Raw genomic sequence first — 24,601 nt, forward strand, 5'->3', positions numbered from 1 at the left:
TTTCTATGAATGGAAATAGAGTCCTATTTACCTCTTCATGCCTCTTACCACCTTATTTGTTCAGAAGTTTAAAATTATTTGGAGCTGTCTCTTTTGCTTTTTCTCAAAACCAGGCCCTGAGTTTCCAGCTTTTCGTATCACATTTTTGAAAATAAGTCCGTTTTTCTTATCCTCAATATCCTCTTTATGCTACCGGGAACCTTATAGTAAATTCAGTTCCAGAACTCCTGCTTAACTCGATTTTTCCGTCCAGCTGCTCTACCAGGATATTTATGATTTGAAGCCCAAGTGTACTTGCATTTTCCACGTTTAACTCCTCAGGCAGGCCTGAACCATTGTCCGAGATTGCTAAAATAAAATTATTGATGCTGCTGATACGGTCTCCTTTACTGTTTTCATGTTTTTGGTGTTCAGGTTTCTCATTCTCTTCCCTGCAGAGTTTAATCCTGATCGTTCCTCTATCTCTATCCCTGAATGCATATTTTAGAGAGTTCGAAACAATTTCGTTGACTATTAGCCCTAGAGGAACTGCAATATCAATATTAAAGAAAATATTCTCTTCAAGATCCATGTCCAGGCTGAGATCTTTATTTCCAATTTTATAAGTCTGGAAAAGGCTCTCAACAAGTTTCATAAGGTAGGGAGAAAAATCCAGTTTATCGGTTCCTTTACTCTCGTGCAATTTTTCATGGATCAAAGCAATAGACATTACTCTATTCTGGCTTTCCTTTAAGGCTGCGAGAACGTCAGCATCTCCAGTATTTTTTTTGTTTTTGAATTTTTCAGCCTGAAGGTCAAGCAAAGACGAGATGACCTGAAGATTATTTTTAATGCGGTGATGAATTTCCCTTTTGCGTGCGGCCTCGATATTTGCAAAGGATTTTTCTGCCTTTTTTCTTTCAGTAATGTCCTTAATTGTACCAAGAATTCTTTTTATCTCACCTTTTGCATCTTTCAGGCCGACTCCCTGATCTTCAACATAAATATACTCCCCATTTTCTATTTTAAAGCGATACTCTGACCTGTAAGTACCTCCATAAGTCCGAAATCTTTCATATTTTTCCAGAAATTTTTTCTCGTCTTCGGGATGAATAAGGGATATTAAGGACTGCAGGTTCATGTTTCTGAACTTATCTGGTGTATATCCTGTAATTTCTTCTATATTTCCTGCCCAGTCAGCGGTGTCTTCCTCAACATTGTAGTCGTACACAAGCTGCCCTGTCTGTTCGGCTATTATGCGATATCTTTCTTCGCTTAACTCAAGCGCTTTTTCTGTTCTTTTACGTTCAGTGATATCCTGGACTGTCCCTCTAATTCTGACCGGAATATTTTCCCTGTCAAATGTAACTTCACCCTGACCGTGGACCACGCGCTCCTGCCCATTAGCTGAGACTATTCTATAATCCATACCAACAAGTTCTTTTCCGTCTAATACAGCCCTATAGATTGCATTTATATGGTCTCGGTCGGCCGGATGCACGTAATTTAAGAATGCCTCGTAACTTGCATCGAATTCCTGGGGGTCAAGTCCAAAAATTCGACACATCTCATCAGATGCGTAAATTTTGTTAGTTACAAGATCCCAGTCCCAGTTCCCAATATGGGCCATCTTCTGAGCTTCGGCAAGTTTTTTTTCGCTCTCCTTCAGAGAACTGTAAGCTTTCTCAAGTTCTGCTGTGCGGCCTTTAATCAGGCTTTCTAAATTGTCAAGGGTTTTTGTCAGTTCGGTTTCTACTTTTTTTCTCTGAGTAATATCTATAGATGCGGAAATACTTCCGCGCACATTGCCTTCTGCATCATGTAACGGGCTGGCTGATCCCAGAAGAGTCCTCAATTCTCCGCTCGGCAGCAGTACATCTATCTCTTCGTCACGCACATTGATATCTTTAAGGGCGGCTTTCTGGATTGGCAACTCATCTACAGTCAGTTCATGGCCATTCTTGAAGAAACGCCGCACAGGATTGGAATTCACAGAGACATTTTCTCCGACTTCAGATTCATATAACTCATTTGCCATCCTGTTGCCTGTTATGTTATTGCATTGCGGGTCATGGCCAATCCAGATGGCAACAGGCGCGACTTCCATCAATGTCTCCATCTCTTCTGCCCGCTGGCGAGTTTTCTCTTCTATCTTCTTCCTCCCTGTAATATCCCTGAAGATCGCTGCGAACTTTCCTTTCTCAGGGCTGAAAGCATAAATATCGAGAAACCTGTTAGTTAAATGTGTAAAAAATTCAAAATGAGCTGGTTTGCCTGAAGAAGCCACCTGTCCGTATTTTTCGATAACTGTCGGGTCCGCTTTTTGGAATACTTCCAGATGAGACCTGCCCAGGACCTTTTCTCCCTTTACTCCTGCATGGAATTCAAAGGCTGGATTTACCTCAAGGAAGCGATAATCATAGGGCTTACCATCCCTGTCAAGGATAATTTCTCCAAGGAAGAAAGCTTCTGTCATATTTGTAAATAGCATTCGGTAATGTTCTTCACTCTTCCGAAGAACCTCTTCTACCTTCTTGCGTTCGGTAATGTCCCTGATAATTATAACTATTTTCATAAGACCGTTTTTGTCTTTGAAGAGCGCAGTAGATACTTCCCCTGGAAAAATCGTGCCATCTTTCCGTTTGTGATTGATTTCACCTTTAAACCTGCCTTTTCTGTCTCTCTCTTCAAGGGAAGGTTTGAGCCTTGGATCAGATTGATCCACTATTCCATTTCTTCCAGCCCTGATTATCTCTTCCTCGGTCATTCCGAATGTCTTACAGGCGGCTTTATTGGCTGCATGGATAGTCCCGTCTGGTGATGCGAAAAGAACGGCATCCATGCTGTTCTCGAAGAAAGCCCTGTACTGCTCTTCCCGTTCTTGCAGAGCTTTTTCTATTCTTTTAAGTTCCGTAATATCCTGAACTATCCCTTCGGCTCGTACAGGCTGGTTTTCCTCATCAAAAGTGATTTCTACCCGTGTACGGACTGGGCGTTCTTCTCCGTCAGGCAGGACTATCCGATAATCAATATTCCGGATCTGCTCATCAAAATCCTTCTTAATGGAATTAATCAAATATTCCCGGTCATCAGGGTGCACGGAGCCTAAAAAGGCATCACAGGTTGCTTTGAACCTCTCAGGGTCACGTCCGAAAATCCTGTAAACTTCATCAGACCAGTGTAATTCCCCGGTCAAAATATCCCATTTCCAGTTTCCGATATGAGTCATTTTCCGGATTTGAAGAAATTGCTTTTCATTTACTTTCAGTGACTTGTAAGCTTCTGTAAGCTCTACTGTCCTTTCTTCAAGTAATTTCTTCAGGTTCTCGTTTTCTTCCTCTGTTTTGGTTTCTACTTCCTCTGAGGGCTGGATAACTCTCTCTTCCGCCTTTTTAAGCCTGGGGTTTTCAACTTTTTCCCAGTTCCCTTCCTTTTTAACCAGAACAAATCGATGGCTCAAAGCCGCGTATATAGCTTCATCGGTGTCAAATTTGCCGGAGGAATAAGTACAAAGAGCTGTTATGCGTCGGTTTTCAATGGCAATGTCCAGTTCTTCTTCATAACCGGTGAGGTTCTTCCAGTCATTTTTCAGCCATGAAGTGTCCTGAACCAGTCTCAGACCACTATAGCCATTAAGCAAAGCATAATCTGCTTTTTTAATCAAGTTTTCCAGGGCTTTTTTTGAGTCAGGAATCTCTTTTTCTGCATACCGGTCTTTGTAAGAAATTATTTCCATCTGTCCTTTTTCCAGATAAATATCAAGTTTGGGAATAGTTCTTCTTAGAGGTTCTTCTGCTTCTTTTTTCGTTTCAAAATCTCGCGGCAAAGCCCATATGCAAAGTTCGTTACCTTCCAGTCCGGCTTTCAAATAAGGACATACTACATTCACCAGTTCTTCCTGCGTCCGGTAGAACTGGCAGAAATGTGTGCCCCAGGCAATATCTCCGATAACCTGAACTCCAGAAGTCCTTAGTTTTTCATCCATTTCCTACCCCTTTCTCCGGTTGTCAGAATTAATTTCATCCTGTTTTCTAGCAGGCTTTCAGTTTTTCGTGTTTTTCCTTCCCCATTTAAAAAAGTTATAACGAACCTGTTCCCCGTTAAGTTTCTTCATCCCGAGGGTTGATTTTTAAAGCAACATAGTTCTATTTATAAGATATTTTCAAGATATAAAAAAACTCAGTATGGTTATATATATTTTATTAGTTTAAAAAAATAAATATCTGGTAGCACCCTGGTCAGCTATCTTATTATGCAGTGACTTTATGCAGTGACTTTTACGTAAAGTCCAGTTATTCCCTTAAAAGAAGCCCGTATTTTAATCCTAAAATAGTTAATGGATGTTTTGAAGAAATCAAGGTTCTAAAATTAAACGCAGCAGACCCCGAATGAGTACAGTTTTGATAATATGTCCGTCTAACTTCAGTAAATATATCCTCTAAACTCAGTAAATATACCCTTTAAACTCAGTAAATATACCCTTTAAACTCAGTAAATATATACTCTAAACTCGGGAAACCCGAGTCCTTTTCCGTATAAATAATAAAAACTCTCAATATTTTTATCTAATGGGCACAGAATCAAATGCAATGAATGTACTGCATTTCTGAAGATGGAGAACTGCCTGCATTCATTGCACCTGTGAATCAATATTTTAAAATTACTGAAATAATCTTCTGTGGCTTATTTCAAATTACGTCCCGCACTCCCAGCCGCTCATGTAGCATTCCTGTTTGGAAGTGAGCTCATCGGTGGTTATGCCCATAGACTCAAGCTTCAATTTTGCCACATAGGTATCAAGTTCCCTTGGGACCCCATGGACTCCGTTCGAAAGCTTATTTTCTGCAATATAACGAACACAGAGAGCCTGGTTTGCAAAACTCATATCCATAACCTCGGCAGGGTGCCCGTCGCCCGCAGCCAGGTTTACGAGTCTTCCTTCTGCAATCACATTAATGCGCCTGTTGCCAATGTCGTATTCCTTGATATTGTGCCTAGCAGTCCTGGTGGATTTTGCAAGAGATTCAAGGGCTTCCATGTCGATTTCCACATTGAAGTGGCCTGAGTTTGCTAAAATTGCCCCGTCTTTCATTACCTTAAAGTGGTCGGCTGTGAGGATATCGCGGTTTCCTGTTGCAGTGACAAAGAGGTCTCCGATTTTTGCAGCCTCTGACATTTTCATAACCCTGTGCCCGTCCATTCTGGCTTCAAGGGCTCTTATGGGGTCTATTTCAGTGACGATTACGCTTGCTCCAAGACCTGTAGCCCGCATTGCAACCCCGCGCCCGCACCAGCCGTAGCCTGCAACAACAACATTCTTGCCTGCAACAAGCAGGTTTGTAGTACGGTTTATACCGTCCCATGCTGACTGGCCTGTCCCGTAGCGGTTGTCAAAAAGGTACTTGGTCATGGCATCGTTTACTGCTATTACCGGCATCTTGAGTGCGCCGTCTTTTTCCATGGCATGAAGCCTGTGTACCCCTGTGGTGGTCTCTTCGCAGCCTCCGAGAATTTTCGGAAGCATTTCCTGCCTTTCTTTGTGAAGCTTAAAAATCAGGTCTGCACCATCGTCGATTGTGATGTCAGGCTCAATATCAAGGACTCTGTCAATTGCTTCGTAATATTCTCCCGTGCAGCACCCGTACTTAGCAAAACAGTTTATGTTTTCTCGAGTATCTAAAGCAGCTGCCACATCATCCTGTGTGCTCAGGGGGTTGCAACCTGAAATTGCTACCTGTGCACCTCCAGCAGCGAGAGTCTCGACAAGGACTGCGGTTTTCGCCTCCACGTGCAGTGCCATTCCTACTTTGAGCCCTTTGAGGGGTTTTTCTTTCTCAAACTTTTCTCTGATGATTGCAAGAACGGGCATGTGGTTTCTTGCCCATTCCATTTTCATGTTTCCGGATTCTATGAGTTCTTTTTCTGTCATGGTGATCCCGTTATACTGGATAAATGATTGATAGAATGAAGTAGATAGAATTTTTGAATGAAATGACCGAATATGGCTTATATCGGTTACTCTGCAATTACACCTGTAACTCAGGCTGCTGAAACTTTATGTAGACCGGTAATTAAATCCTGCCGTCAATATTTACTTTTCCCGTATTTCCGTCAATACTTACTTTTTCTGTAATTCTGTCAATATTCACTTTTCCTGTATTATTATGTATCATGCATTATGCATTATACCCCGGACGATTTTCATGCCGGATTGTTTTCAGGAATTTACCCTTGCTACCAGCTCTTCTGCGGCTTTTTGGGCTTCTTCGATGACTTTCTGCTCGTCCAGCACCATAACTCTGTAGTCCTGCATAAGGATTTTTCCGTCCACGATTGTTGTCCTGACATCGCTTCCTCCTGCAGAGTACACAAGATGGGATGGCACGTCAAAACAGGGAGTGAGGTGCGGTTTTTTCATGTCAACTATGATCATGTCTGCCTTCATTCCGGTCTTCAACATGCCGGTTTCCGTTCCAAGAGCCTTTGCTCCATTAACGGTTGCCATCTGCAGCACCTGGCGGGCAGGAAGGGCAGTGGGGTTGCATGTGCTCAGTTTGTGGAGAAGGGCAGCAGTTTTCATTTCTTCAAACAGGTCAAGGTTGTTGTTTGAGGCACAGCCGTCAGTCCCGAGGCTGACATTTACTCCTCTTTCGAGCATCTTATACACGGGAGCGGTTCCGGAAGCCAGTTTCATATTGCTTATGGGATTATGGGACACATTTACCCCTTTTTCCCTTAAGACCTCTATATCCCCGTCAGAAAGCCACACACAGTGGGCGGCAAGCACGTCTGGACCGAAAAACCCGATATCATCGAGCATATGTACCGAGCATTTCCCGTACCTTTCTTTCATTGCCAGGAGTTCGGCTTCGGTTTCCAGGACATGAATGTGAAGCCCCGCTCCGTCCTGTCTGGCTGCCTCCTTCACCTTTGCAAGAAACTCATCAGAACAGGTATTCGGAGCATGAGGGCCGTACATTGTTTTTATCCTGCCTTTCGCTGCTCCCTGCCAGGCGCGTACAAAGCGTTTTCCTTCTTTCAGGTCATTTTCCCCTTTTTCTTCGTTCCAGAGTTCGATTAGACCGTGAGAAAGCGAAGCCCTGAGTCCGGATGCCTCTACAGCCTTTGCAGTCTCGTCCATAAAGAAGTACATATCTGCAAATGAGGTCGTCCCGGATCTGATCATTTCAAGGCACGCGAGCAGGCTTCCTCTGTAAACATCTTCTGCCGTAAGCTGGGCTTCTGCAGGCCAGATATGCTTCTCGAGCCATTCTGCAAGCTGAAGGTCGTCGGCATAACCCCGGAAGAGGGTCATTGCTGCATGGGTATGCGTATTTACAAGCCCCGGCATCACTACAGAGCCTTTTGCGTCAATCACGGTATCGGCACTTTCTTTTGTTTTCACTCCTATTTCCGTGATTTTTCCATCTTCAATAACAACAGTCCCTTTTTTTATATCTCCTGCGTCCGGGTCCATTGTTAAAACATAAGCATTTTTTATTATTATGTCAGCCATATCATCATATCCTGAGGTTTGAATTTCAACTCTGTTGACTGCGCCTTTATTGAACTGCCTTTTTGAATTGCAACTTTGTTAACTTCGCTTTTATTAGACCGCCTTTAATTGAACTGAAATTTTGCTAACTTCGCTTTTGTTGAACCGCCTTTAATTGAACTTTATCTACTAAACTGAACTGTAAACTGAACCTGTCAGATGATGAACACGAGTTTATGAGGTTATCATAAAAAAAGTTGTCCTGAAAATCCTCATGCACTTTTTAGAATACCCGAAAATTTTCTTAGAATTTTCATTATAAAGTGCCGAGTCTTTATAAAACATTTTTGCCTGAGCTCTCGACCTGAAATAGTCTGGAAAGTGAAAAGCCATCATTATTTCCAAAAAAAACCATATTTAATGTTTTTAAACTCGTTTCCACAGGCTCTTTACTTCAGCGAGGTTTCTGATTTAGACTTTCATATTCAAAAGTTTGGATTTAAATGCCTGGATTCAAAAGTTTGATTCAAATGCTTGGGTTCAAAAATTTGGATTTAAATTCTTGGGCTTAAAAGGTTATTTTTAAGGTTTATGTTTGCCGTTTCCAGCTTCAAGGTTCAGAGCTTCAAGATAAATGTGCATTATCTTCAGCCTTTCTCCTGCAATCCTCTTTGCCGTGACTGTATTCAACCTTTCGGGGATTGTAAAAGGCTTGTAGCGCATGTATTCATTAAAACCTTCAACAGGATCCTCTATATATACAGTCTTTTTTGAACTCCCTTTGTCAAGCCCTGTTGTGTGCTTCAGCATCCTGAGAGCTCCCATTGACAGGATAGACCTGAAAATCCCAATCGCGCCGAGGGCATCAAGCCTGTCTGCATCCTGCAGGATCCTGGCTTCTACTGTTTCCGGGCGTTTCCCCCCGCTGAATCTGTGAGTCTGGATACAGTATGCCACAGCTTCAATAGTTTTCATTTCAACGCCTGCCCTCGACAGGAACTCGATGGCTATCTCAGAACTGTAGAGAGCATGGTCTCCCCCCTCTTCATGTTCTTTGATAACCCCAACGTCATGCAGAAGGGCGGCGAGACTTAAAATGAGAAGGTCTCCTCCCTCTTCTTTCTGGATTTCCATGCAGAGGGCTTCTACGCGGTTTATGTGGGACATATCGTGGGAACTGGGCTCTCCTTCATGAAAAGTAGCTGCAAATTCCCTCGTTTTTTCTATAAGGTTCATATGTTGCCTTTTCTGGATAATTATTGGCTTTCAGTACCCTGTTTCTGCGGCCATGGTCTTGAGGTGTTCCTGGATTTCGGAAATCGCTTCGGAAAGGGTCCTTTTATTATCATAGGTGGTTATCAGCTTCACAAGCTCTTCTTTCCTTTCCTTTTTCATTTCCTGCGCGAATTTTGCCATATTTCCAAGGGCTCGCGTAAGGTTGTCAACAATAGATATCGTGGCTGTTTTCGAGGTCCGTGAAAGAGGGTTCAGGTCGATTGTTATCACAGTCTTTCCCATCTCTACAAGCTTCTCGCAGCGGTCTCCGTCTTCCAGGGGGACGAGCACGACATCTGCGGTATAGATCCCTTTGCTGCTCACAAGCCTTCTGTCGTGTGAGAGTTCAAGGCTCGCATCCGGGTTCTTTCCAAGCACCTCAGCAGCCCCGCTTGCTTTCAGCTGTTCTATTATGAGATGTACCCGTGTGTCAGTCCTGTGGAAAAGGTTTACTTCAATCCTGGCTCCGGTGATATCTGCAAGGGTAACTACTTTATCAGGTGCCAGGGCTGCAACATTACCATTTACTGAAATTACCGGATTCTCAGCGAGGAGAAGCGCAGCAACTGCAGCCCTCTCTGCATACAGGGCGGACTCTGTGCTTCTTTCACCAATAAGGTAATCAAAACTCTCGCCTCTACCCTGGGCAATAAGTCCCTGGATACTTGTAATTCCCATTTTTACCCCTGCTGCAACTTTTTCACGGGCGAGCAGGGATTCGTACCTCGGGTGGTCGTGCGGTATATCTGTCATGTAGGTCGCTTACCTTTATACTTGTGTTACTTTCATTCCTGCTATCTGGAATTTTAAGGGCTTTGCCCTGATCTAAGGGCATTTTATGCGGTTCAGTACTCTTTAATTTCAATAATATTTAAGTTCTGGGTGTTTTCTTCAGCAAAGACCTTTCCGTTAATTTTTTTGCCTCAAAAGCATTCTCCGGAACCTCTTACAGGTTTCAGTTTTCCAGACACGTTATTTCCAAAAATCGGATTTTTATTCTCCGTAATTTTTCCATTTTTGATGTCTATTTTTGTATCTTTTATGTCTTTTTTGTTCCCTGAAAGGCTCTGTCCGGATACAGCATATATTCCGGATACAGCATATATTCCGGATACAGCATATATTCCGGATACAGCATATATAATTTATAAGGAGTTAAGGTCTGAATCTCTATCTGAAACTCAGTCATAGAGTAATCTGGGTATACAGGTGCTGATGCCGTATTCCAGAACCTGGCCAAACTCCTGAAGGGCTTCGTAAAGGGGAAACTCCTGGCTGTAAGGGGCGACTGCAAAGACAGTATCCCCGAGCATTGCCTGAGAAGCCAGCCCCCCATTTGCATATGCAGCCTCAATAACGTCCTGTGCCGTGCTGCTCATAAGTCCTGTGCTGCTGGCAAAATTTTTCGCTTGATGCATAAAGTTTTCAAGAGTCGGGGTTTTAAGCAGCTCGAGCATTGCAGCTTTGCCTGCGGCATTGATTTTTCCTGCAGCAGTCTCGTCTGCCAGAACAGAATCCGTAGAAATCTCTCCAAGTACAATACAGAAAACCCTTGCTTCAGGGGCAGGAATCCTGTCCACGCTTCCAAACTGTGGTCCTCCGGGATGCAGCCTGATTACCACTCCGCCGCTGGACTGGGCAGCAACATCCCCAAGTCCGCTGCGGTTGACAACTTCAGCTACGTGAGAGTATTCTGTCAGGCCGTTTACAGTCCTGTTCAAGGAAAGTGCCCTGTTAAGAGCGTAAGCTGCCCCGAGAGCTCCTGCCCCGGATGCTCCGAACCCGCACCCTACAGGGATTTCTGCCCAGCTTTTCACCCTTACAGGCTCATCTGTCATCATTTCCACAACCGTGCGGGTGGTTTTGCCTTCAACTTTTTTTCCATTGAGGAATATCTCGGTATTTTCCACGGATTTCCCGACCTTTACTTCGGTCGTAACTCCTCCGTTGAGGACAATTCCGCAGCCTGTAGATCCTTTGCGGTGGGGGTCGTTATGCTCATGGATCTGAAAAAAACCTGTGATATGCCCTGGAGCATATGCTTTTGCGAAAAAGTCTGCCCCTTCACTCTCGTATGTATACATAGAAAACGCCTTTTTTTATTGTTTAAGCTATTTTTCAAAGTCAATTTTTGCTTTATTGAAGTTCCTGTTTTGTAAAATATTGCGCAGGTCTGTTTGCATAACTAGCCGATATAGCAGATTGACCACTCTACCGGCTCCGGTTTCATTTTGTCTTTATTTCCAGAGGGCGACAAGGCTCTCAGAGAACCTGCCGTGAATTTAAAATTTCGGAAACCTCCTCAAGGATACTGGCTGCAAGTTTACGCTTGTTTCCACTTACGTGCCTGGGCCCGGATTTTCCCTTCCCAAGCAGGTAAAGTTCATTTTCTTCAGTACCCATTCCGCCTTTTCCTACATCGTTTGCTGCGATCATGTCGAGTTCTGTCCCTTCAAGGGTTGCAGCTGCCCTTCTTAGAAGCTCTTCTTTTTCGATGCCTGTTTCGGCTTTAAAACCTATTATCACGAGTTCGGGATATTTTTCCCTGCATTCCTTTATCAATTTCCGGGTGGGCTTCAGCTTCAGAATAAACTCCCCTCCGGATTTGATTTTCTCAGGAGAAGGTTCTGCTGTGTAGTCTGCAATCGCTGCAGAACTTATCAGGACATCATACCCTTTTTCCAGTTCCGAAAGCACAGCTTCTGTCATTTCAGCAGCACTTTCTGCAAAAATCTCCCTGATGCCAGCAAACCCCAGCCTGTCCCTATGCACAAGGGTTACATCAGCGCCTCTGCGGTAAGCTTCAAGGGCGAGCTCCCTGCCGGTCTTTCCCGAAGCCCTGTTTGTAAGGACCCTTATCGGGTCAAGGCTTTCTGCAGTTGAGCCGCCTGTAATAATTACCTTCAGGTTTTCCAGGCTACGGTCACCAAGAGCCCTTTCTACCTCGAGGACTATTTCTTCGTTTGAAGCGATTTTTGCAACGCCTTCCTCGAACCTGGGGCCCACCATGGAGATCCCCCAGCTCTTCAGCCTCGCTATATTTTCAGTTACGGCAGGGTGCCTGTACATGGACTCGTGCATTGCAGGGACAATCATGACAGGGACATCTGAACCGAGAGCCGTTGTCGCAAAAGAGGTGACTGTGGTATCATCTATGCCGTATGCGATTTTCCCTATGGTATTCGCGGTTGCCGGCGCTATTAAAAGAAGGTCTGCCCTGCCCTTGAACCCGCAGAACTCCACATGCTCAACCCTGCCGCCCAGTTCGGTAATTACAGGGTTTCCCGTGGCATAATGCAGGGCATCAGGGTGCAGGATATGCTTTGCAGCCTCTGTCATGACTGCATGGACTTCTGCCTCGTTCCGGATCAGTTCCCTTGAAAGTTCAACTACCCTGATCGCTCCTATGCTTCCTGTAACGCCAAGGACTATGGTTTTTCCGGCAAGAGAGGAACTCCTGTGCCCCTGAATCCAGAGGGTAGGATGGATTTTTTCAGCTTTACTCCGGGAAGGGTTTTGCTGGTCAGGATTCGTTTGATCCTTCTCATTTTTAGACTCTTTCAATGGTTTTTTCATTCAGGCACCGAAATAATCAATAAGAATTAATTATGGAAATGATCTCGCTTTTTTGAAAAAATCCTGAAATCACAGTGACATTAAATATGATATTCTTAAAACTTTCGAAATATAAAGATATGAATTGAATGACGGGTTCTTGTATGAGTGATTATTTTGCGTCTGATTTTATTAGTATTCGTACTTTCCTATTTTGTATAATTGAACTTGTAATAATTATAAGTAATTAATAGTTTTATATTCATATTGGTATTCTATATTGGGGGAACAGTCACTATAACTTTTCATCCGATTTTTTATCTTATAGGAGTTGATTTTATCAGGATAAAAATTGCGATGACATTGATGTCTGTTATCTTTATGTTTGTGGTTGGAATTCTATCAAATGGATTTTACTTGCTTCCCGGTACCGATGAAGATGTCCTTTTAGAATTAATGAGCTTCATCTCTTTTTTTGGTTCTGTACTTTTCTTATTAGAAGGAAGGAAAGTACTTCCCGGATGGTATCTGGCAATCCCGTTTTGTATTTCTCTATTTTTACTGGTTATAATAAGTTTTTGGAAAGTTAGCGGTGAAGAATTTCTGAATGGCTACAGGTATCTTGTAACTCCCGTCGTGATAACACTTCTGGCGTTACTGTCCCCGTTCTCTTTACTGGTCTTTTTATCTTTGCATGGACATCCGTACTCGATGAAAGCATATCTTGCAGTTTCATCTATAGCGAGTATTATCTCTATATTTTCCCTTTTCTTTGCAATCTGGGAACTTTCATCAAGGTCCCCGCACGAAGCATCTTTTAGTAACGGTCTCATAGCGATTTATTTCCTTTACTGGTTTGCTGTGATGCCAATTGTAGGACTAAGTTTCTTGCTTCGTGCGACAAAGTAAAGGGATGCCAGGTTTCGGGTATAGTTATTTGGACGGACAATTTCATGAGTTCGATAGTATCTTAATAAATTTTTGTCATTTATGACCTGATAGAGTTGCCGATAGAGCTGCCTCAACAAATATTGAACCGATCCCAAAACTGGAAATCATTTTCTGAAATCCATAACTGTCTTATCTCGCGGTTGTGGTTCGCATGTTTAATAAGGTATTGCTAATATTATACAGTCAAATTACTTTCTGGAATTTTCAGGTTAGTATGAGACTTTATGAATAAGGCAGGTAGGCAGATGACCGACAAAAAGGCTTCAAAAACAGAAGTTGCCGCAGACGGGAAAAAAGGTCTGGGCACCATTATAGGAAAAATCTCCGGAAAGGGCAGGCTGGAAACGGAGGTTGAGAGGCTTTCTTCAAGAGTAGCCGAACTCGAACTGGGCTTGCAGAATACAAAAAACCAGCTTGAAAGAAAAGAAGCACTTGCAAGACAGGCAGTTGCGGATAGACAGGAAGCTGAATCCCGCTTGAACCAGGAACGTGTAAGGACTCAGACCCTTTCGCATGAACTTGAAAAAATGCGTACCGAATCACAGAACAGGCTCGAGTTCCGCGGGGTTGAAAACCTGAGCCCTTCTGCCGTTCAGGCTTACCTTTCAAAACTCAGTTCTTTCCGTTCCCCTTCTGAGGATCTATTAACTGTATATCTGCCCGCCGGAACTCGCCTTTTAGCTATAGTTCCTGAAAAAACTCTTGAGCTGGTCGAAGAAGAAACCTGCTCTCTTCTTGACAGGCTCAACACTGAGACAGGCATGGTCTTTTTTTACGACCTGCACAGCATGATCTCGGAAGCCATAGTCCCTCCTTTCCCTGTCTCCTCTGCTGTCTGGTACATCAAGGACAGCTTTGAGACCGCTCCGCTTGAGGAAAACCTGGATACCTCCTGCCGCATGCTTGTACTTGTCCTGCATGCAGGCGAGTCTTTCATAGGCTTTGCTCCTGATGCCCGTGTTTTTGATACGGAGGAATTCATCAAAAGCAGCGTCAAAGAAAAACACAGCAAAGGGGGTTTCTCCCAGCGCCGTTTCGAACGCCTCAGGGAAGAAGATATTGCCCACCACATGGACAAAGTCTTTGAGGCTCTGGACAAAGTACTCGAAGAAAATTCCCCTGTAGATTTCGTTGTTTTGAACGGGGATACTCCACTTATAAGGGAAGCTGAGAAGCGCCTGCCTCTGAGCCCTGAGATTATTGAGAAGCCGGCTGATATTAAGGTTGAAAAAACGGGTGGAGAGGAGATTCTCAGAACGGTTTTGAGCTCCAGAAGGTATCTGCTATGAAACTGGGAGATATTTACTGTAAAATACTGAAAAATTTGCTGTAGATTCTGATAAACATATGTAAAAAGCTGAAAAATATGGAAGCAGAGAAGTTCACATCTATTATTGAATATTATAATTACGCCAATTACACTTTCGCCAATTACACTTTCGCCAATTACACTTTCGCCAATTACACTTTCGCCAATTACACTTTCGCCAATTATAATTACGGCAATCCTGTAAACCAATAAGGGACTTATTCTGCTCCACACCTGACAATAATATTTAAAAAACCTCCTTAATTACAGAGGATGAATCTTGTTTTGTTTCTCTTTTTGACTCTGTTTTCGAACTCATTATACTTGCATATGTTCGTACATACACGCATTTAACTTGCGTATGCTTACGTTTTTTCCCTGCGAAGCTGTAACTACTCTAAAGTTCCCAAAAACGCCAGAGAAAAGCTCCCTCATCGAAAAAGAATTCATCAGGTATCTTTTTATAATATAGAGTTATATTAATGTGGTTTTTAGGGAGGTATTATACAGGAATTTTGAATTCATAATGAAAAAAATTCAAACATTAAAAAATGAAAGAAAAACACGTTTACATAGTTTTACCCCAGAATCTGTAGAGCTTGGAATACTCCTTGCAATTGTGGGAGGATTCCTGGACGCTTATACATTTGTGGGGAGAGGCGGTGTTTTCGCCAATGCCCAGACCGGAAACGTCGTGCTTATGGGCATAGAAGCTGCAACAGGAGAATGGGGAAGAGCAATGCTTCATGCAGTTCCTGTTCTGGCATTCATTCTCGGAGTAATAACTGCCGAGATAATTAAAAAACCTTCAATGCGCCTGTTCGTACAGGATGCCGGAAAGGCAGTTTTAATTCTTGAAATTGCAGTCCTCTTTATCATAGGTTTTATACCCTATACAAGCCCGAACATCATTGTGACTGTTGCAATCTCATTTGTCTCAGCAGTCCAGGTTTCTTCATTCCGTAAACTTGCCGGTTCCACGTATAACACAACTATGATTACCGGAAACTTAAGGTCAGCTACACAGGAAGTTTATACTGCTGTCACAAAAAAAGACAGTGAATCGGCTTTGCAAGCCTTCCGGTTCTCTACGATTAACCTCTCGTTCCTGGCAGGAGCTATCTCGGGAGGGTTACTTACATCGGTTATTGGCGTTAAAGCAGTGTGGATTGCTGTAATTGTGCTAATTTGCTCTGTAATTTTGTTCAGTGCGGACGAAAATGAGAATAAGAACCTGTTATTTGAGTATAAAGATTCAGGGATCATTGACAAAAAGGATTCCGATACTATTAACAAAAAGGATTCCGGTACTATTAACAAAAAAGATTCAGGTATTATTAACAAAAAAGATTCAGGTATTATTAATAAAAGATTAAGTGAATAATTGACAAAACGATTTCTGCGCAAGCTATATGAGCTTTCAGTGCAGGGAAGGTAAGCAATGGCAAGAGATAGAAGAGATTATTATTATCATCAGGCAAAAGAGGAAGGTTACCGGTCCAGGGCTTCCTTCAAGCTCAAGCAGATCAATGAGAAACATAATGTTATCAAGCGGGGGGACTCGGTTGTGGATTTAGGTGCAGCTCCGGGAGGGTGGCTTCAGGTCGCAAAACAGCTTTCCGGAGGGAAGGTCCTCGGTGTTGACCTGCAGAGGATAGACCCTATCGAAGGAGTCGAGACCATCCAGGGCGACATAAATGCAGAATCCACAATAAAGAAAATCATTAAAATCGTGGGAGAAAAAGGGGCAGATGTGGTGCTCTGTGATGCAGCCCCGAACCTGTCAGGTAACTGGTCATATGACCATGCACGGTCAATTGAGCTTGCAACTTCAGCTCTTGAATGTGCAAAGAAGATCCTGAAACCAAAAGGAAACTTTGCTGTTAAGGTCTTCCAGGGAGATATGTTCAACGATTACCTTGACGAAGTAAGAAACAATTTTGTCCGCGTCAAGGCTTACTCCCCTCAGGCGTCAAGGTCTCAGAGTGCGGAGATTTATATTATCGGAAAGAAATTCCTTACAGCTCCCCTCAGGAAAGGAGACAAATTCGTGGTGGATATCGAGAAGCTTGGCTCAAGTGGAGACGGGGCTGTACTTATTGAGGGCTTTGTGGTCTTTGTAAAGGAAGTTGAAGTCGGAGAAAAGGTACGCATAAAAATCTCGGACGTAAAACCTAACTTTGCATTTGCCGATGTAGAAGAAAGGCTTGAAAGCTCTGAAACCGAAAACCGTGAAAAATCTGACTAACCTCAGGATGTAAGGATATGGGACAGGCTCTTATGGTTTTAGTAAGTATTATTGTGCCAGAACCATACCTCATGAGGAAAGTATATATCTGTAAGGGAAAATCTATATGGCAGTGAAAAAAGTTTAAGTTTTTTTCAAACACGGTGATCTCAGGTGATTGACCTTCACACTCACACTATTTTCAGTGATGGGGAACTGCTCCCCAGCGAACTCGTCAGGCGGGCTGTTATTCACGGTTACGAGGCTATCGCACTTACGGACCACGCAGACTATACAAACCTTGAACAGCTTCTTGATGCTGCAAAAAAAGCAAAATACCTGGAGGAAGAATGGGATATCCGCGTCCTTTCCGGAGTTGAGCTGACGCACGTCCCTCCAAGAAAGATTGCTCCCATGGCAAAGAAGGCAAAAGAGCTGGGAGCAGAAATCGTGGTCGTGCACGGGGAAACAATTTCAGAGCCTGTAGCTCAAGGTACAAATGCGGCATCAGTCGCCTGTGAATATGTGGACATTCTGGCTCACCCGGGCCTGATCTCTGAGGAAGATGTCAGGACTGCGGCAGAAAATAATGTATTTCTTGAAATCACTGCAAGGAACGGTCACAACAGGACAAACGGGCATGTTGCAAGGCTTGCTGTCGAATTCGGGGCAACGCTTGTCGTGAATACGGATACTCATGCCCCTGAGAACCTGATAACTGACGAAACAGCTCTGAAAATTGCAATGGGGGCCGGCCTTACTGAGTCAAGGGCAAAGGAAGCTTTTAAGGCTTCGAAAAAGAAGGTAGCGGAGATAGTTTGAGATAGCAGAGATAGTTTAAGCTATATAGCAAAGATAGTTTAAGCTGTGATGGACTTAAAAATTAAAGCGTTATGGGTAGAAATAATAACTACTGATCCGTCTATGTCAGGTTGAAAAAATATAAGATGTTACAATTCAAAAATCTCTTTACAAAAGCCGAAACTTTCAATTATTCGCCGCATTTTTTCCAGATAAGTAGCCGAAGGGTATGGCTATCAGGTCTCCTATGATAAAGCTCAGGAATATCGCAGCAAATACATGTCCATGGGCTGGAAACTGCCCTTTTACTGCGAGATGCAGGGTAACCCCTGCAAACCAGACTCTCTTATAGGACAAGAGTAAATTCCATTTTGATTTATCGCCTTAAATTTGTATAGCATTTAAATTTCAACAGAATTTTTAAAAATCTTTGATTTTTGTTTATAAGCCGGTTCCTGCTGCACCACTCGAATACCATAAATAGTCTTTTTTTCAACTATTTTAGTTTTGAATCAAAACGAGTAAGTAGCAAAATTCAGAAGAAATTTTGCTTGTAGAATTATATATTGAGGGGATAGTCTAGTTATTTATAGAATGTGTAATTAATCATATATAATTTACATTTAAAGAAATGTAAATATATTAACTCAAAATAATTTAATATTGTGGGTCTAATAGCGTCGATAGTACGGGATGTACTATTTTAATTTTAGCTTTGAAAAATAAAATCTATGTGGGGGAGATAAAGTGAAGGGTAAAACTCTACTTATAGTTTTTACTTTAGTATTCCTGATAGGAGTACCGTCCACAGTATCGGCAAGAGATATTATAGTGGGCAGTGGAAGTGGACAAATTTCTACGATACAGGAAGCTGTAGATGTTGCAGAAGCTGGAGATGTAATTTTAATAAAACCCGGAACGTATGTTGAAAACATAAACGTTTCAAAAGAAAGGCTAACAATTAAACCAGAAACAAATAACGTGTTTATTGGGCCAAAAGACAGCACTGTGGCAACTATCATTCTAAGCAATGTTGGTACAACACTAACTGGCTTTAATATACGCGGAAATGTGATTGCAAATATTTGGGCTTCTGATAGAAGTTCTGAGTACCAAATTAACAATCCTACTCACATAACAAACAACATTATTGAAGATGGTGGTGTTGTTGTACAATCTGAAAGTTCTGCTGTTACTATATCTGGAAACATAATTTCAGGATATGGTATAGATGTAGCCTGTTGTGGGGATTACAATGAAATAACAAATAATGAAGTTTCTAATTGCTCAACAGGAATCTATGTTTACGATGAAAGAAATGTACCGCCTATTAGTGGTAACAAAATAAGAAACTGTGATGTCGGAATACATGTTTCTGGCTTATCTTATGATCTCGAAAACAACGAAATCACAAATTGTGGTGTAGGGGTATTGGCTGGGGAAACCGGTGGTGCAAATTTAACTGGAAATAAAATCACCTACTGTTCAGACTGTGGGCTTAAAGTTACCGGTTCTATAGAATCAAAAGGAGCCTATAACAATTATTTCAACAACACAGTGAATGTGAAGTTTGGAGAGTTTGAAGAGACATATGTCTGGAACAGTTCACGCACTGAGGGTACAAACATAATTGGTGGCCCATATATTGGAGGCAATTACTGGGCAAAACCGGATGGAACAGGGTTCTCTCAGACTGCTGTTGATGCAAATAGAGATGGTATTGCAGATTCGGCTTATGCAATCTCTAAAAAGAACTACGACTACCTGCCACTCACAGCCGTGTACAACCCGGTATTGCCTGTTTTCGACTTCACAGCCAACGTAACTTCCGGAACTGCACCTCTGGTTGTGTTATTTACTGCAAGTGGTACCGGAGGATCTTCAGCTTCCTGGCTCTGGGACTTTGGCGACGGCATAAATTCAAAACATGCAATGAACGCAACGCACACATTTACGGATCCTGGCACTTATACGGTCGGTCTGATTGTAGAAAATAGTGCAGGCAACAGTACAGTGGTAAAAACAAATTACATAGTCGTTACAGATTCGGATGTTGTGGTTCCTGGAGTTCCCATCGCAGACTTCAGCTGCAATGTAACTGAGGGTTATGCACCTCTTGCGGTACAGTTTAATGACTCTTCCCAGAATGCGGCATCAAGAACATGGGACTTCAATAACGACGGGGTGATTGATTCTGATGGCCTGGCCCCTGTTTACGTTTATAAAGCTCCAGGTACGTATTTTGTTAACCTGACCATAACCAATGCAAAAGGGATCTCCTATAAAATTGATACGATAACCGTACTGGACGGTTCCAGAGACGATAGCAGCTCAGGCAGTGGAGGAAGCAGTAAGAGAGGCAGCAGCGGCAGCAGCGGTGGTGGAGGAGGTTCCCCGGAACCTGCAAAGAACGTTAAAGTGAAAGAACTTTGCCAGGTCTTTATCACAAACGGAAAAGAAGTTAAGTTTGACTTTACAAAGAAGGCAACATGTGTTGTTTACGCGAGCTTTGACGCAAAAAAGACTGCAGGTAAGACCACAACTATTGCCGAGGAATTAAAGGGAAGATCTGCACTTGTTTCCGAACTTCCTGAAGGAGAAGTCTATAAGTCTTTCAATGTCTGGGTAGGCAACAGCGGATATGCAACTCCAAAGAATATCGAAAACTCTGAAGTCTGCTTTAAAGTTGAAAAGTCCTGGGTACAGGAGAAAGATATGGATCAGGCTTCCATCACCCTTAACACATACAGGGATAAAAAATGGGAACAGCTGCCAGTGTCTCTATCTGAAGAGGATGATGAGTTCCTGTATTTCACCGCCGAAACTCCTGGATTTTCTTCATTTGCTATTACGGCGAAAGCAGCAGACATTGATAAGGGAACTGAAACAGGATCAAATTTTGGATCCGAGGCAGCGTTAGCTGATGCTGAGAATATAGAGGATGAACCAGAATCGGGAACTGTCCAGAAAGAAAGTGTGAACACCCCCGGATTTGTAGCTATTTATGGGTTAGCCGGTCTGCTCGCAGTGTTCCTGTATAGAAGAAAGTAAAAAGAAGTCTGAATATAGGTTTGATATAAAAAACAGACAGGGAATTAATTCCCTTATCTTTTTTATTTTCAGCAGGCTGTTCTATCTCACACCAGCCCGCCGAAAATTACACTTGAAGCCGCAGCTGAGACCCCAAAGGATGATTACAATAATCGGGAACATGCAGGCGAATAGTAAATGTTTGTGAACCAAATGTTTGTGAACCTGAAAAGAGGGGTATCATTGTACAACGTCTTTTCCAATAATGAACTTTGCCTTCTATTCTCTGTTTAAGATATGCAGATAAAATAGGTAGTAGTAAGATGAGAAGTCGTTTTCTGTTTTTTACTTGGTTCTCAAAATTAAAGCCTTTTTTGATAGACTTAACAATCTCGCTACCTGCCTATAATTTACTTTATCTCTATTTTCTCCTGTACATGAATACTCCAAAGAGACAGGTAATACAACCAACAATGTCAAACCCAGGCATACTTTTATTTTTTTCCATCCGGGATTGCCGTTTGTCATTCGATCCCTTATCCTCTTCTGAAATGGTGCACATATAGATATCAACTGTTGAATTGCTAATGTCAGTCCGATTATCGCTACTCCATACTATCCTGTTATCGTAGATATCAAGATAATTAATAAGATCTCTACTGGTGGAGATCCGGACTCCACTGGAAGTCGAGAGATCGTAAATATGGATATTAAAATACAGGTCTTCACCGGGCTGCAAATCCTCAACTGATGACCGCTCCAGCCATATTATCCTGTCACCATACATGGCAAGAGTACCATACAGGGGATGAGTTCCATTTGCAGTTTCATTGTTGGTAATTTTAGTTTCTTTATTTGTAGAGAGATCGTACATGTAAATATCGTATTTTCCATTACTCTGGTCATAATACACTATCCTGTCATCGTAGATAGCAGGAAGTAATGCTGATCCACTGCTGGTGATTCGAGTTTCCGTGGAAGTGGAGAGATCATACATGTAGATATCAGAGTATTTGAGGAATCCATTGCGCCAATCGTGGTATACTATTTTATCACCGTAAATGGAAGGAATTGCTGCTGACCCATTGGTAGTTATTCGGGTTTCCTTTTTTGTAGAAAGATCATAGGTGTAGATATCATTTCCAGCTAGTTCATTCAAATAAACTATCCTATCTCCATAGATAGAGGTGTATATTCCCATTCCGCTGGTAGAAACTCGAGTTTCATTATTAGTGGAGAGATTATACAGGTAAATACCACTCATTTCACCACTCATATTACAATACACTACCCTATCACCATAGATTTTGGGATTGAGTGCTAATTCGCTGGTAGTAATCTTAATTTCCTTTCCTGTAGAAAGATCGTACACATAGATATCAGAGATCTCGGCTTTATTGCGCCAATCCATATACACTATCCTGTCGCCGTAGATGTCAGGAAAACCCGCTGATCCGCTTGTAGTGAGCTTAGTTTCATTGAGCTCAGGTGAAACTCTTTGTCCGGCAGCTGCTGATGCCGTAGATGATACAAGAATTAAAAATAATATCAATACTGTTAATGTCAGCAATATTGAATATGAGGTTTCATTAGTTTTCATAATACCTCTTTATTATTTTGTAATTTAATGCTAAAACTTTACAACTAATTTAAATTTTTTTATTTATATTCTAAATTTATAAAATTTGTAACGAAAAATGGATTTATATCGGCAATAATAGTATACCAGCGAAACTGATTAAAACAAAGGTATTCAAACCAAAAATTTAGTATCAGATGTAAAGTCTCCTTTCAAGCTTCGCGCAAATTCTCTAATTTATAATTCGCCAAATACTTTTGATTGAATTCGTAATTTAGGGTAGCAGGTAAATTTTTTCCATAAAATTACGAATTTAGGAGTATTTAAGAAGTTCTCGAATCGAAAATCCGACCTAAATTGACCGATTTAATATATCATGTATAGAAACTTGGTTCGAATTTATAATAGTTCAGGAAGCTGCTGCTATTTATTTCCGACTTATTTTTCTCTTTTCATACCAGCCCTTCGAAAATAACCCTTGAAGCAGCAGCTGAAACCGCAAAGATGACCACAGTTACCGGAAGCATACAGGCGAGGTCGTATTTCAACTGCGCACGTTCTCCTCCATATTCTATGGCTCCTGCAAAGCGGGTAAGGATTGCACTGATAAGGACAATGTAGACACCTATCGTAAGCAGGAACTGGTCCGGAGGAATTGACTGAGAGAAAGTTTCAGGGCTGATTTCTACGGGCATTCCGGAAAGGTCTGCCGGGACCCTGCTCACCCTTTCTGCTACCTGGTTCAGGATTTTTGTAATAACTTCGGAAAGGGCAAGGGTAATTCCTGCAATAAGGGGCGCAAAAATCGCAGCGGTGGTACGCATTGTTGAGGTGACGTCATAAAGGGAACGCCTGATTCGCTCTTCTACGTCGCTGAGTTCTTTTAAATGGTCTGCAAGCTTGATAATCGAAGCACCTGCAGCCTCGTGGTTTTTGTGGACGCTTTCCGTAAAGAGGAGCATGGTGTTCCTTATCCTCTCGGAATATACGTGCCTGAAAGCCCCAAATTCTTCGTCAAAAACGGCGTCTTTGAGGTTTGTCCTCATACTGAGCAGGTTCATGGAAATTCCCTCATAGGCTTCCCCTATTTTTGAGCCTTCCATCGTCCTTGCAGTATGGGCAAAGGCTTCTTCAGGTGCTTTCCCTTCCGAAATCCTTCTGCCGAGCACAAAAAGGGAGTCTGCAAACTCCTGCTCCATCTGTTTTATTCTGTCTCTTATTTTCTTGTACGGAAGAGATGAAAAGTACAGGTAGATTGAAAGTCCCGCAGTTCCTCCAATAACTAAAGGAAGGGCTGGAAGAAGGTATCCCTCTAGAGGGTTTGTGGAAACTATTCCACCGGGGTTTCCCGAAGCCAGAAGAATATAGCCCAGAGGAGCCGTCAATGCACAGACCAGGGCTCCTGTGAGTATGGCAGTTCGCTTCTTCTGCTTTATATCTGCAAGATCGGGATGGGTGTCTGGAATTTTTCTCGGGGCAAATGCGACAGGTCTCTGCATCAGGATATACTCTGAATAGACCGCTGCAAGGAGTGGAAAAATAAAGTCGTAGAGAAGGACAAGGTCAGAGGTTTTTGGTTTCATCCCTACAACCGTTACTGCAGGCAGGAGTGCAACAAGGGCGAGCGGGATCAGGATAAAAATTGAGTAGAGGATGTAACTTGGAGTCTTCAGCTTTTCGGCAAAAGCTTCCATCAGGTTTTCAGTCCCTTCAAGGCTAATATCGAGGGCGCGGTTCAGGGTAATGACCCTCTGGGCTTCGTCGGGTTCGGCTGTTGAGCTCTTGATAAGGTGCAGGGAACGCTTGAAGTATTCGCTGTTTCTGCCCCACAGGTCGGCAAAAGATAGAAGGGCATCGTCCATGCTGCTGTAGATTCTTAAATTCAGGTCCCAGGTAAGTTTTTTTAAGTCCGTGGCAAGAGGTCTCCCGGAGTTCCGGGCTGCAAAAAGGACGGCGTGTTCAAGGTTTGGGACCAGCTTCATTGACATGATAATATAGCTCAGTATTTCCGGAATATCTCCAAGAGAGGATATTTTCATCAATCCGGCTTTTATCTTCACATATTCGCTAAGGTAGTAGAGAACTATCAGCGGAATAATAAAAGTCAGGGTCCCCATTATGAAAAGAGATTTAGAATCAAAACTTCTGGAAAGGAGCAGGAAAAAATCTATCCCGAGCAGCAGGATTAAAGCCACAAATGTCCCGGCGTAAGAAAACAGTACGGTCTCAAAGGCTTCCAGATCAAAACCTGTAAACCTGAGGGCATCCCTGTATTCAGGGCTCACGCTTTTTTCACATTTCCTGCTGAAGGCCTGAGGGTTAGGGATAGCCCATTCCCATTGTTTTGCTGTGGATTTACAGGCTCTTACATACCAGCCGCTTTCTTCCATCTTTCATGAC

At 42.6% G+C, this 24,601-nt stretch carries 17 protein-coding genes; 6 read left to right on the plus strand and 11 right to left on the minus strand.

All coding sequences use genetic code 11. The features are described from left to right. Positions 1-184 precede the first annotated feature (184 nt). The 8 genes from M886_RS17475 to M886_RS18290 all read right to left on the minus strand — a co-directional run bounded on the left by M886_RS17475 (position 185) and on the right by M886_RS18290 (position 13,137). On the minus strand, positions 185-3,964 hold the full coding sequence (locus tag M886_RS17475) for a PAS domain S-box protein (RefSeq protein WP_053228881.1): 3,780 nt from the start codon (positions 3,962-3,964) through the stop codon (positions 185-187). Between the two features lie 708 nt (positions 3,965-4,672). Beyond that, positions 4,673-5,908, minus strand: coding sequence for an adenosylhomocysteinase (locus M886_RS08915; RefSeq protein ID WP_048051046.1), 1,236 nt, complete (start codon positions 5,906-5,908; stop codon positions 4,673-4,675). Positions 5,909-6,196: 288 nt separating this feature from the next. After that, positions 6,197-7,495 carry an amidohydrolase family protein gene (locus tag M886_RS08920; protein ID WP_048037226.1) on the minus strand — a complete coding sequence of 433 codons (1,299 nt, stop codon included), beginning with the start codon at positions 7,493-7,495 and terminating at the stop codon, positions 6,197-6,199. A gap of 561 nt (positions 7,496-8,056) precedes the next feature. After that, complete coding sequence (locus M886_RS08925) at positions 8,057-8,710, minus strand: HD domain-containing protein (protein WP_011034207.1); 654 nt, start codon at positions 8,708-8,710, stop codon at positions 8,057-8,059. A gap of 30 nt (positions 8,711-8,740) precedes the next feature. Further along, the gene (locus M886_RS08930; RefSeq protein WP_011034208.1) at positions 8,741-9,502 is read right to left on the minus strand and encodes a 4-phosphopantoate--beta-alanine ligase; all 762 of its coding nucleotides are present in this window, start codon (positions 9,500-9,502) and stop codon (positions 8,741-8,743) included. A gap of 428 nt (positions 9,503-9,930) precedes the next feature. After that, positions 9,931-10,833, minus strand: coding sequence for a pantoate kinase (locus M886_RS08935; protein WP_048037228.1), 903 nt, complete (start codon positions 10,831-10,833; stop codon positions 9,931-9,933). Positions 10,834-11,011: 178 nt separating this feature from the next. Further along, a complete protein-coding gene (gene coaBC, locus M886_RS08940) occupies positions 11,012-12,325 on the minus strand; it encodes a bifunctional phosphopantothenoylcysteine decarboxylase/phosphopantothenate--cysteine ligase CoaBC (RefSeq protein ID WP_080927512.1) in 1,314 nt (437 codons plus the stop codon). Between the two features lie 590 nt (positions 12,326-12,915). Continuing rightward, on the minus strand, positions 12,916-13,137 hold the full coding sequence (locus M886_RS18290) for a hypothetical protein (RefSeq protein ID WP_048043761.1): 222 nt from the start codon (positions 13,135-13,137) through the stop codon (positions 12,916-12,918). A 363-nt stretch (positions 13,138-13,500) separates the two neighbouring features. On the opposite strand from M886_RS18290, the gene M886_RS08950 reads away from it, so the two are divergent. From M886_RS08950 to M886_RS08965, 4 genes are all read left to right on the plus strand, one after another. Continuing rightward, positions 13,501-14,544, plus strand: coding sequence for a Vms1/Ankzf1 family peptidyl-tRNA hydrolase (locus M886_RS08950; protein ID WP_048051696.1), 1,044 nt, complete (start codon positions 13,501-13,503; stop codon positions 14,542-14,544). Positions 14,545-15,090: 546 nt separating this feature from the next. Next, positions 15,091-15,948, plus strand: coding sequence for a YoaK family protein (locus M886_RS08955; protein WP_048036929.1), 858 nt, complete (start codon positions 15,091-15,093; stop codon positions 15,946-15,948). A 57-nt stretch (positions 15,949-16,005) separates the two neighbouring features. Next, positions 16,006-16,812 (plus strand): 23S rRNA (uridine(2552)-2'-O)-methyltransferase, encoded by an 807-nt coding sequence (locus M886_RS08960; protein ID WP_048036927.1) that lies wholly within the window; start codon positions 16,006-16,008, stop codon positions 16,810-16,812. A 153-nt stretch (positions 16,813-16,965) separates the two neighbouring features. Then, a complete protein-coding gene (locus M886_RS08965) occupies positions 16,966-17,613 on the plus strand; it encodes a histidinol phosphate phosphatase domain-containing protein (RefSeq protein ID WP_048036925.1) in 648 nt (215 codons plus the stop codon). Between the two features lie 165 nt (positions 17,614-17,778). On the opposite strand, the gene M886_RS18645 is transcribed toward M886_RS08965, so the two are convergent. Next, on the minus strand, positions 17,779-17,949 hold the full coding sequence (locus M886_RS18645; protein ID WP_155395266.1) for a hypothetical protein: 171 nt from the start codon (positions 17,947-17,949) through the stop codon (positions 17,779-17,781). Positions 17,950-18,339: 390 nt separating this feature from the next. Between M886_RS18645 and M886_RS08970 the strand changes: the two genes are divergently transcribed. Continuing rightward, complete coding sequence (locus tag M886_RS08970; RefSeq protein ID WP_048051047.1) at positions 18,340-20,643, plus strand: PGF-pre-PGF domain-containing protein; 2,304 nt, start codon at positions 18,340-18,342, stop codon at positions 20,641-20,643. Between the two features lie 400 nt (positions 20,644-21,043). Here the strand turns inward: M886_RS08970 and M886_RS08975 are convergent, their stop codons facing one another. Next, positions 21,044-22,033, minus strand: coding sequence for a TolB family protein (locus M886_RS08975; protein WP_048045912.1), 990 nt, complete (start codon positions 22,031-22,033; stop codon positions 21,044-21,046). A gap of 22 nt (positions 22,034-22,055) precedes the next feature. On the opposite strand from M886_RS08975, the gene M886_RS19110 reads away from it, so the two are divergent. Next, a complete protein-coding gene (locus M886_RS19110) occupies positions 22,056-22,250 on the plus strand; it encodes a hypothetical protein (RefSeq protein ID WP_048045913.1) in 195 nt (64 codons plus the stop codon). Between the two features lie 403 nt (positions 22,251-22,653). On the opposite strand, the gene M886_RS08980 is transcribed toward M886_RS19110, so the two are convergent. Then, positions 22,654-24,591 carry a hypothetical protein gene (locus tag M886_RS08980; protein WP_011034222.1) on the minus strand — a complete coding sequence of 646 codons (1,938 nt, stop codon included), beginning with the start codon at positions 24,589-24,591 and terminating at the stop codon, positions 22,654-22,656. Positions 24,592-24,601 lie beyond the last annotated feature (10 nt).

This window comes from Methanosarcina soligelidi, assembly GCF_000744315.1.
GTDB classification, from domain to species: Archaea; Halobacteriota; Methanosarcinia; order Methanosarcinales; family Methanosarcinaceae; genus Methanosarcina; species Methanosarcina mazei.

Excerpts from the sequence above, each read along its gene's own strand:
- M886_RS17475 (WP_053228881.1), bottom strand. The coding sequence starts at position 3,964 with ATGGATGAAAAACTAAGGACTTCTGGAGTTCAGGTTATCGGAGATATT.
- M886_RS08915 (WP_048051046.1), bottom strand. The coding sequence starts at position 5,908 with ATGACAGAAAAAGAACTCATAGAATCCGGAAACATGAAAATGGAATGG.
- M886_RS08920 (WP_048037226.1), bottom strand. The coding sequence starts at position 7,495 with ATGGCTGACATAATAATAAAAAATGCTTATGTTTTAACAATGGACCCG.
- M886_RS08925 (WP_011034207.1), bottom strand. The coding sequence starts at position 8,710 with ATGAACCTTATAGAAAAAACGAGGGAATTTGCAGCTACTTTTCATGAA.
- M886_RS08930 (WP_011034208.1), bottom strand. The coding sequence starts at position 9,502 with ATGACAGATATACCGCACGACCACCCGAGGTACGAATCCCTGCTCGCC.
- M886_RS08935 (WP_048037228.1), bottom strand. The coding sequence starts at position 10,833 with ATGTATACATACGAGAGTGAAGGGGCAGACTTTTTCGCAAAAGCATAT.
- coaBC (WP_080927512.1), bottom strand. The coding sequence starts at position 12,325 with ATGAAAAAACCATTGAAAGAGTCTAAAAATGAGAAGGATCAAACGAAT.
- M886_RS18290 (WP_048043761.1), bottom strand. The coding sequence starts at position 13,137 with ATGAGACCGTTACTAAAAGATGCTTCGTGCGGGGACCTTGATGAAAGT.
- M886_RS08950 (WP_048051696.1), top strand. The coding sequence starts at position 13,501 with ATGACCGACAAAAAGGCTTCAAAAACAGAAGTTGCCGCAGACGGGAAA.
- M886_RS08955 (WP_048036929.1), top strand. The coding sequence starts at position 15,091 with ATGAAAAAAATTCAAACATTAAAAAATGAAAGAAAAACACGTTTACAT.
- M886_RS08960 (WP_048036927.1), top strand. The coding sequence starts at position 16,006 with ATGGCAAGAGATAGAAGAGATTATTATTATCATCAGGCAAAAGAGGAA.
- M886_RS08975 (WP_048045912.1), bottom strand. The coding sequence starts at position 22,033 with ATGGATTGGCGCAATAAAGCCGAGATCTCTGATATCTATGTGTACGAT.
- M886_RS19110 (WP_048045913.1), top strand. The coding sequence starts at position 22,056 with ATGTCAGGAAAACCCGCTGATCCGCTTGTAGTGAGCTTAGTTTCATTG.
- M886_RS08980 (WP_011034222.1), bottom strand. The coding sequence starts at position 24,591 with ATGGAAGAAAGCGGCTGGTATGTAAGAGCCTGTAAATCCACAGCAAAA.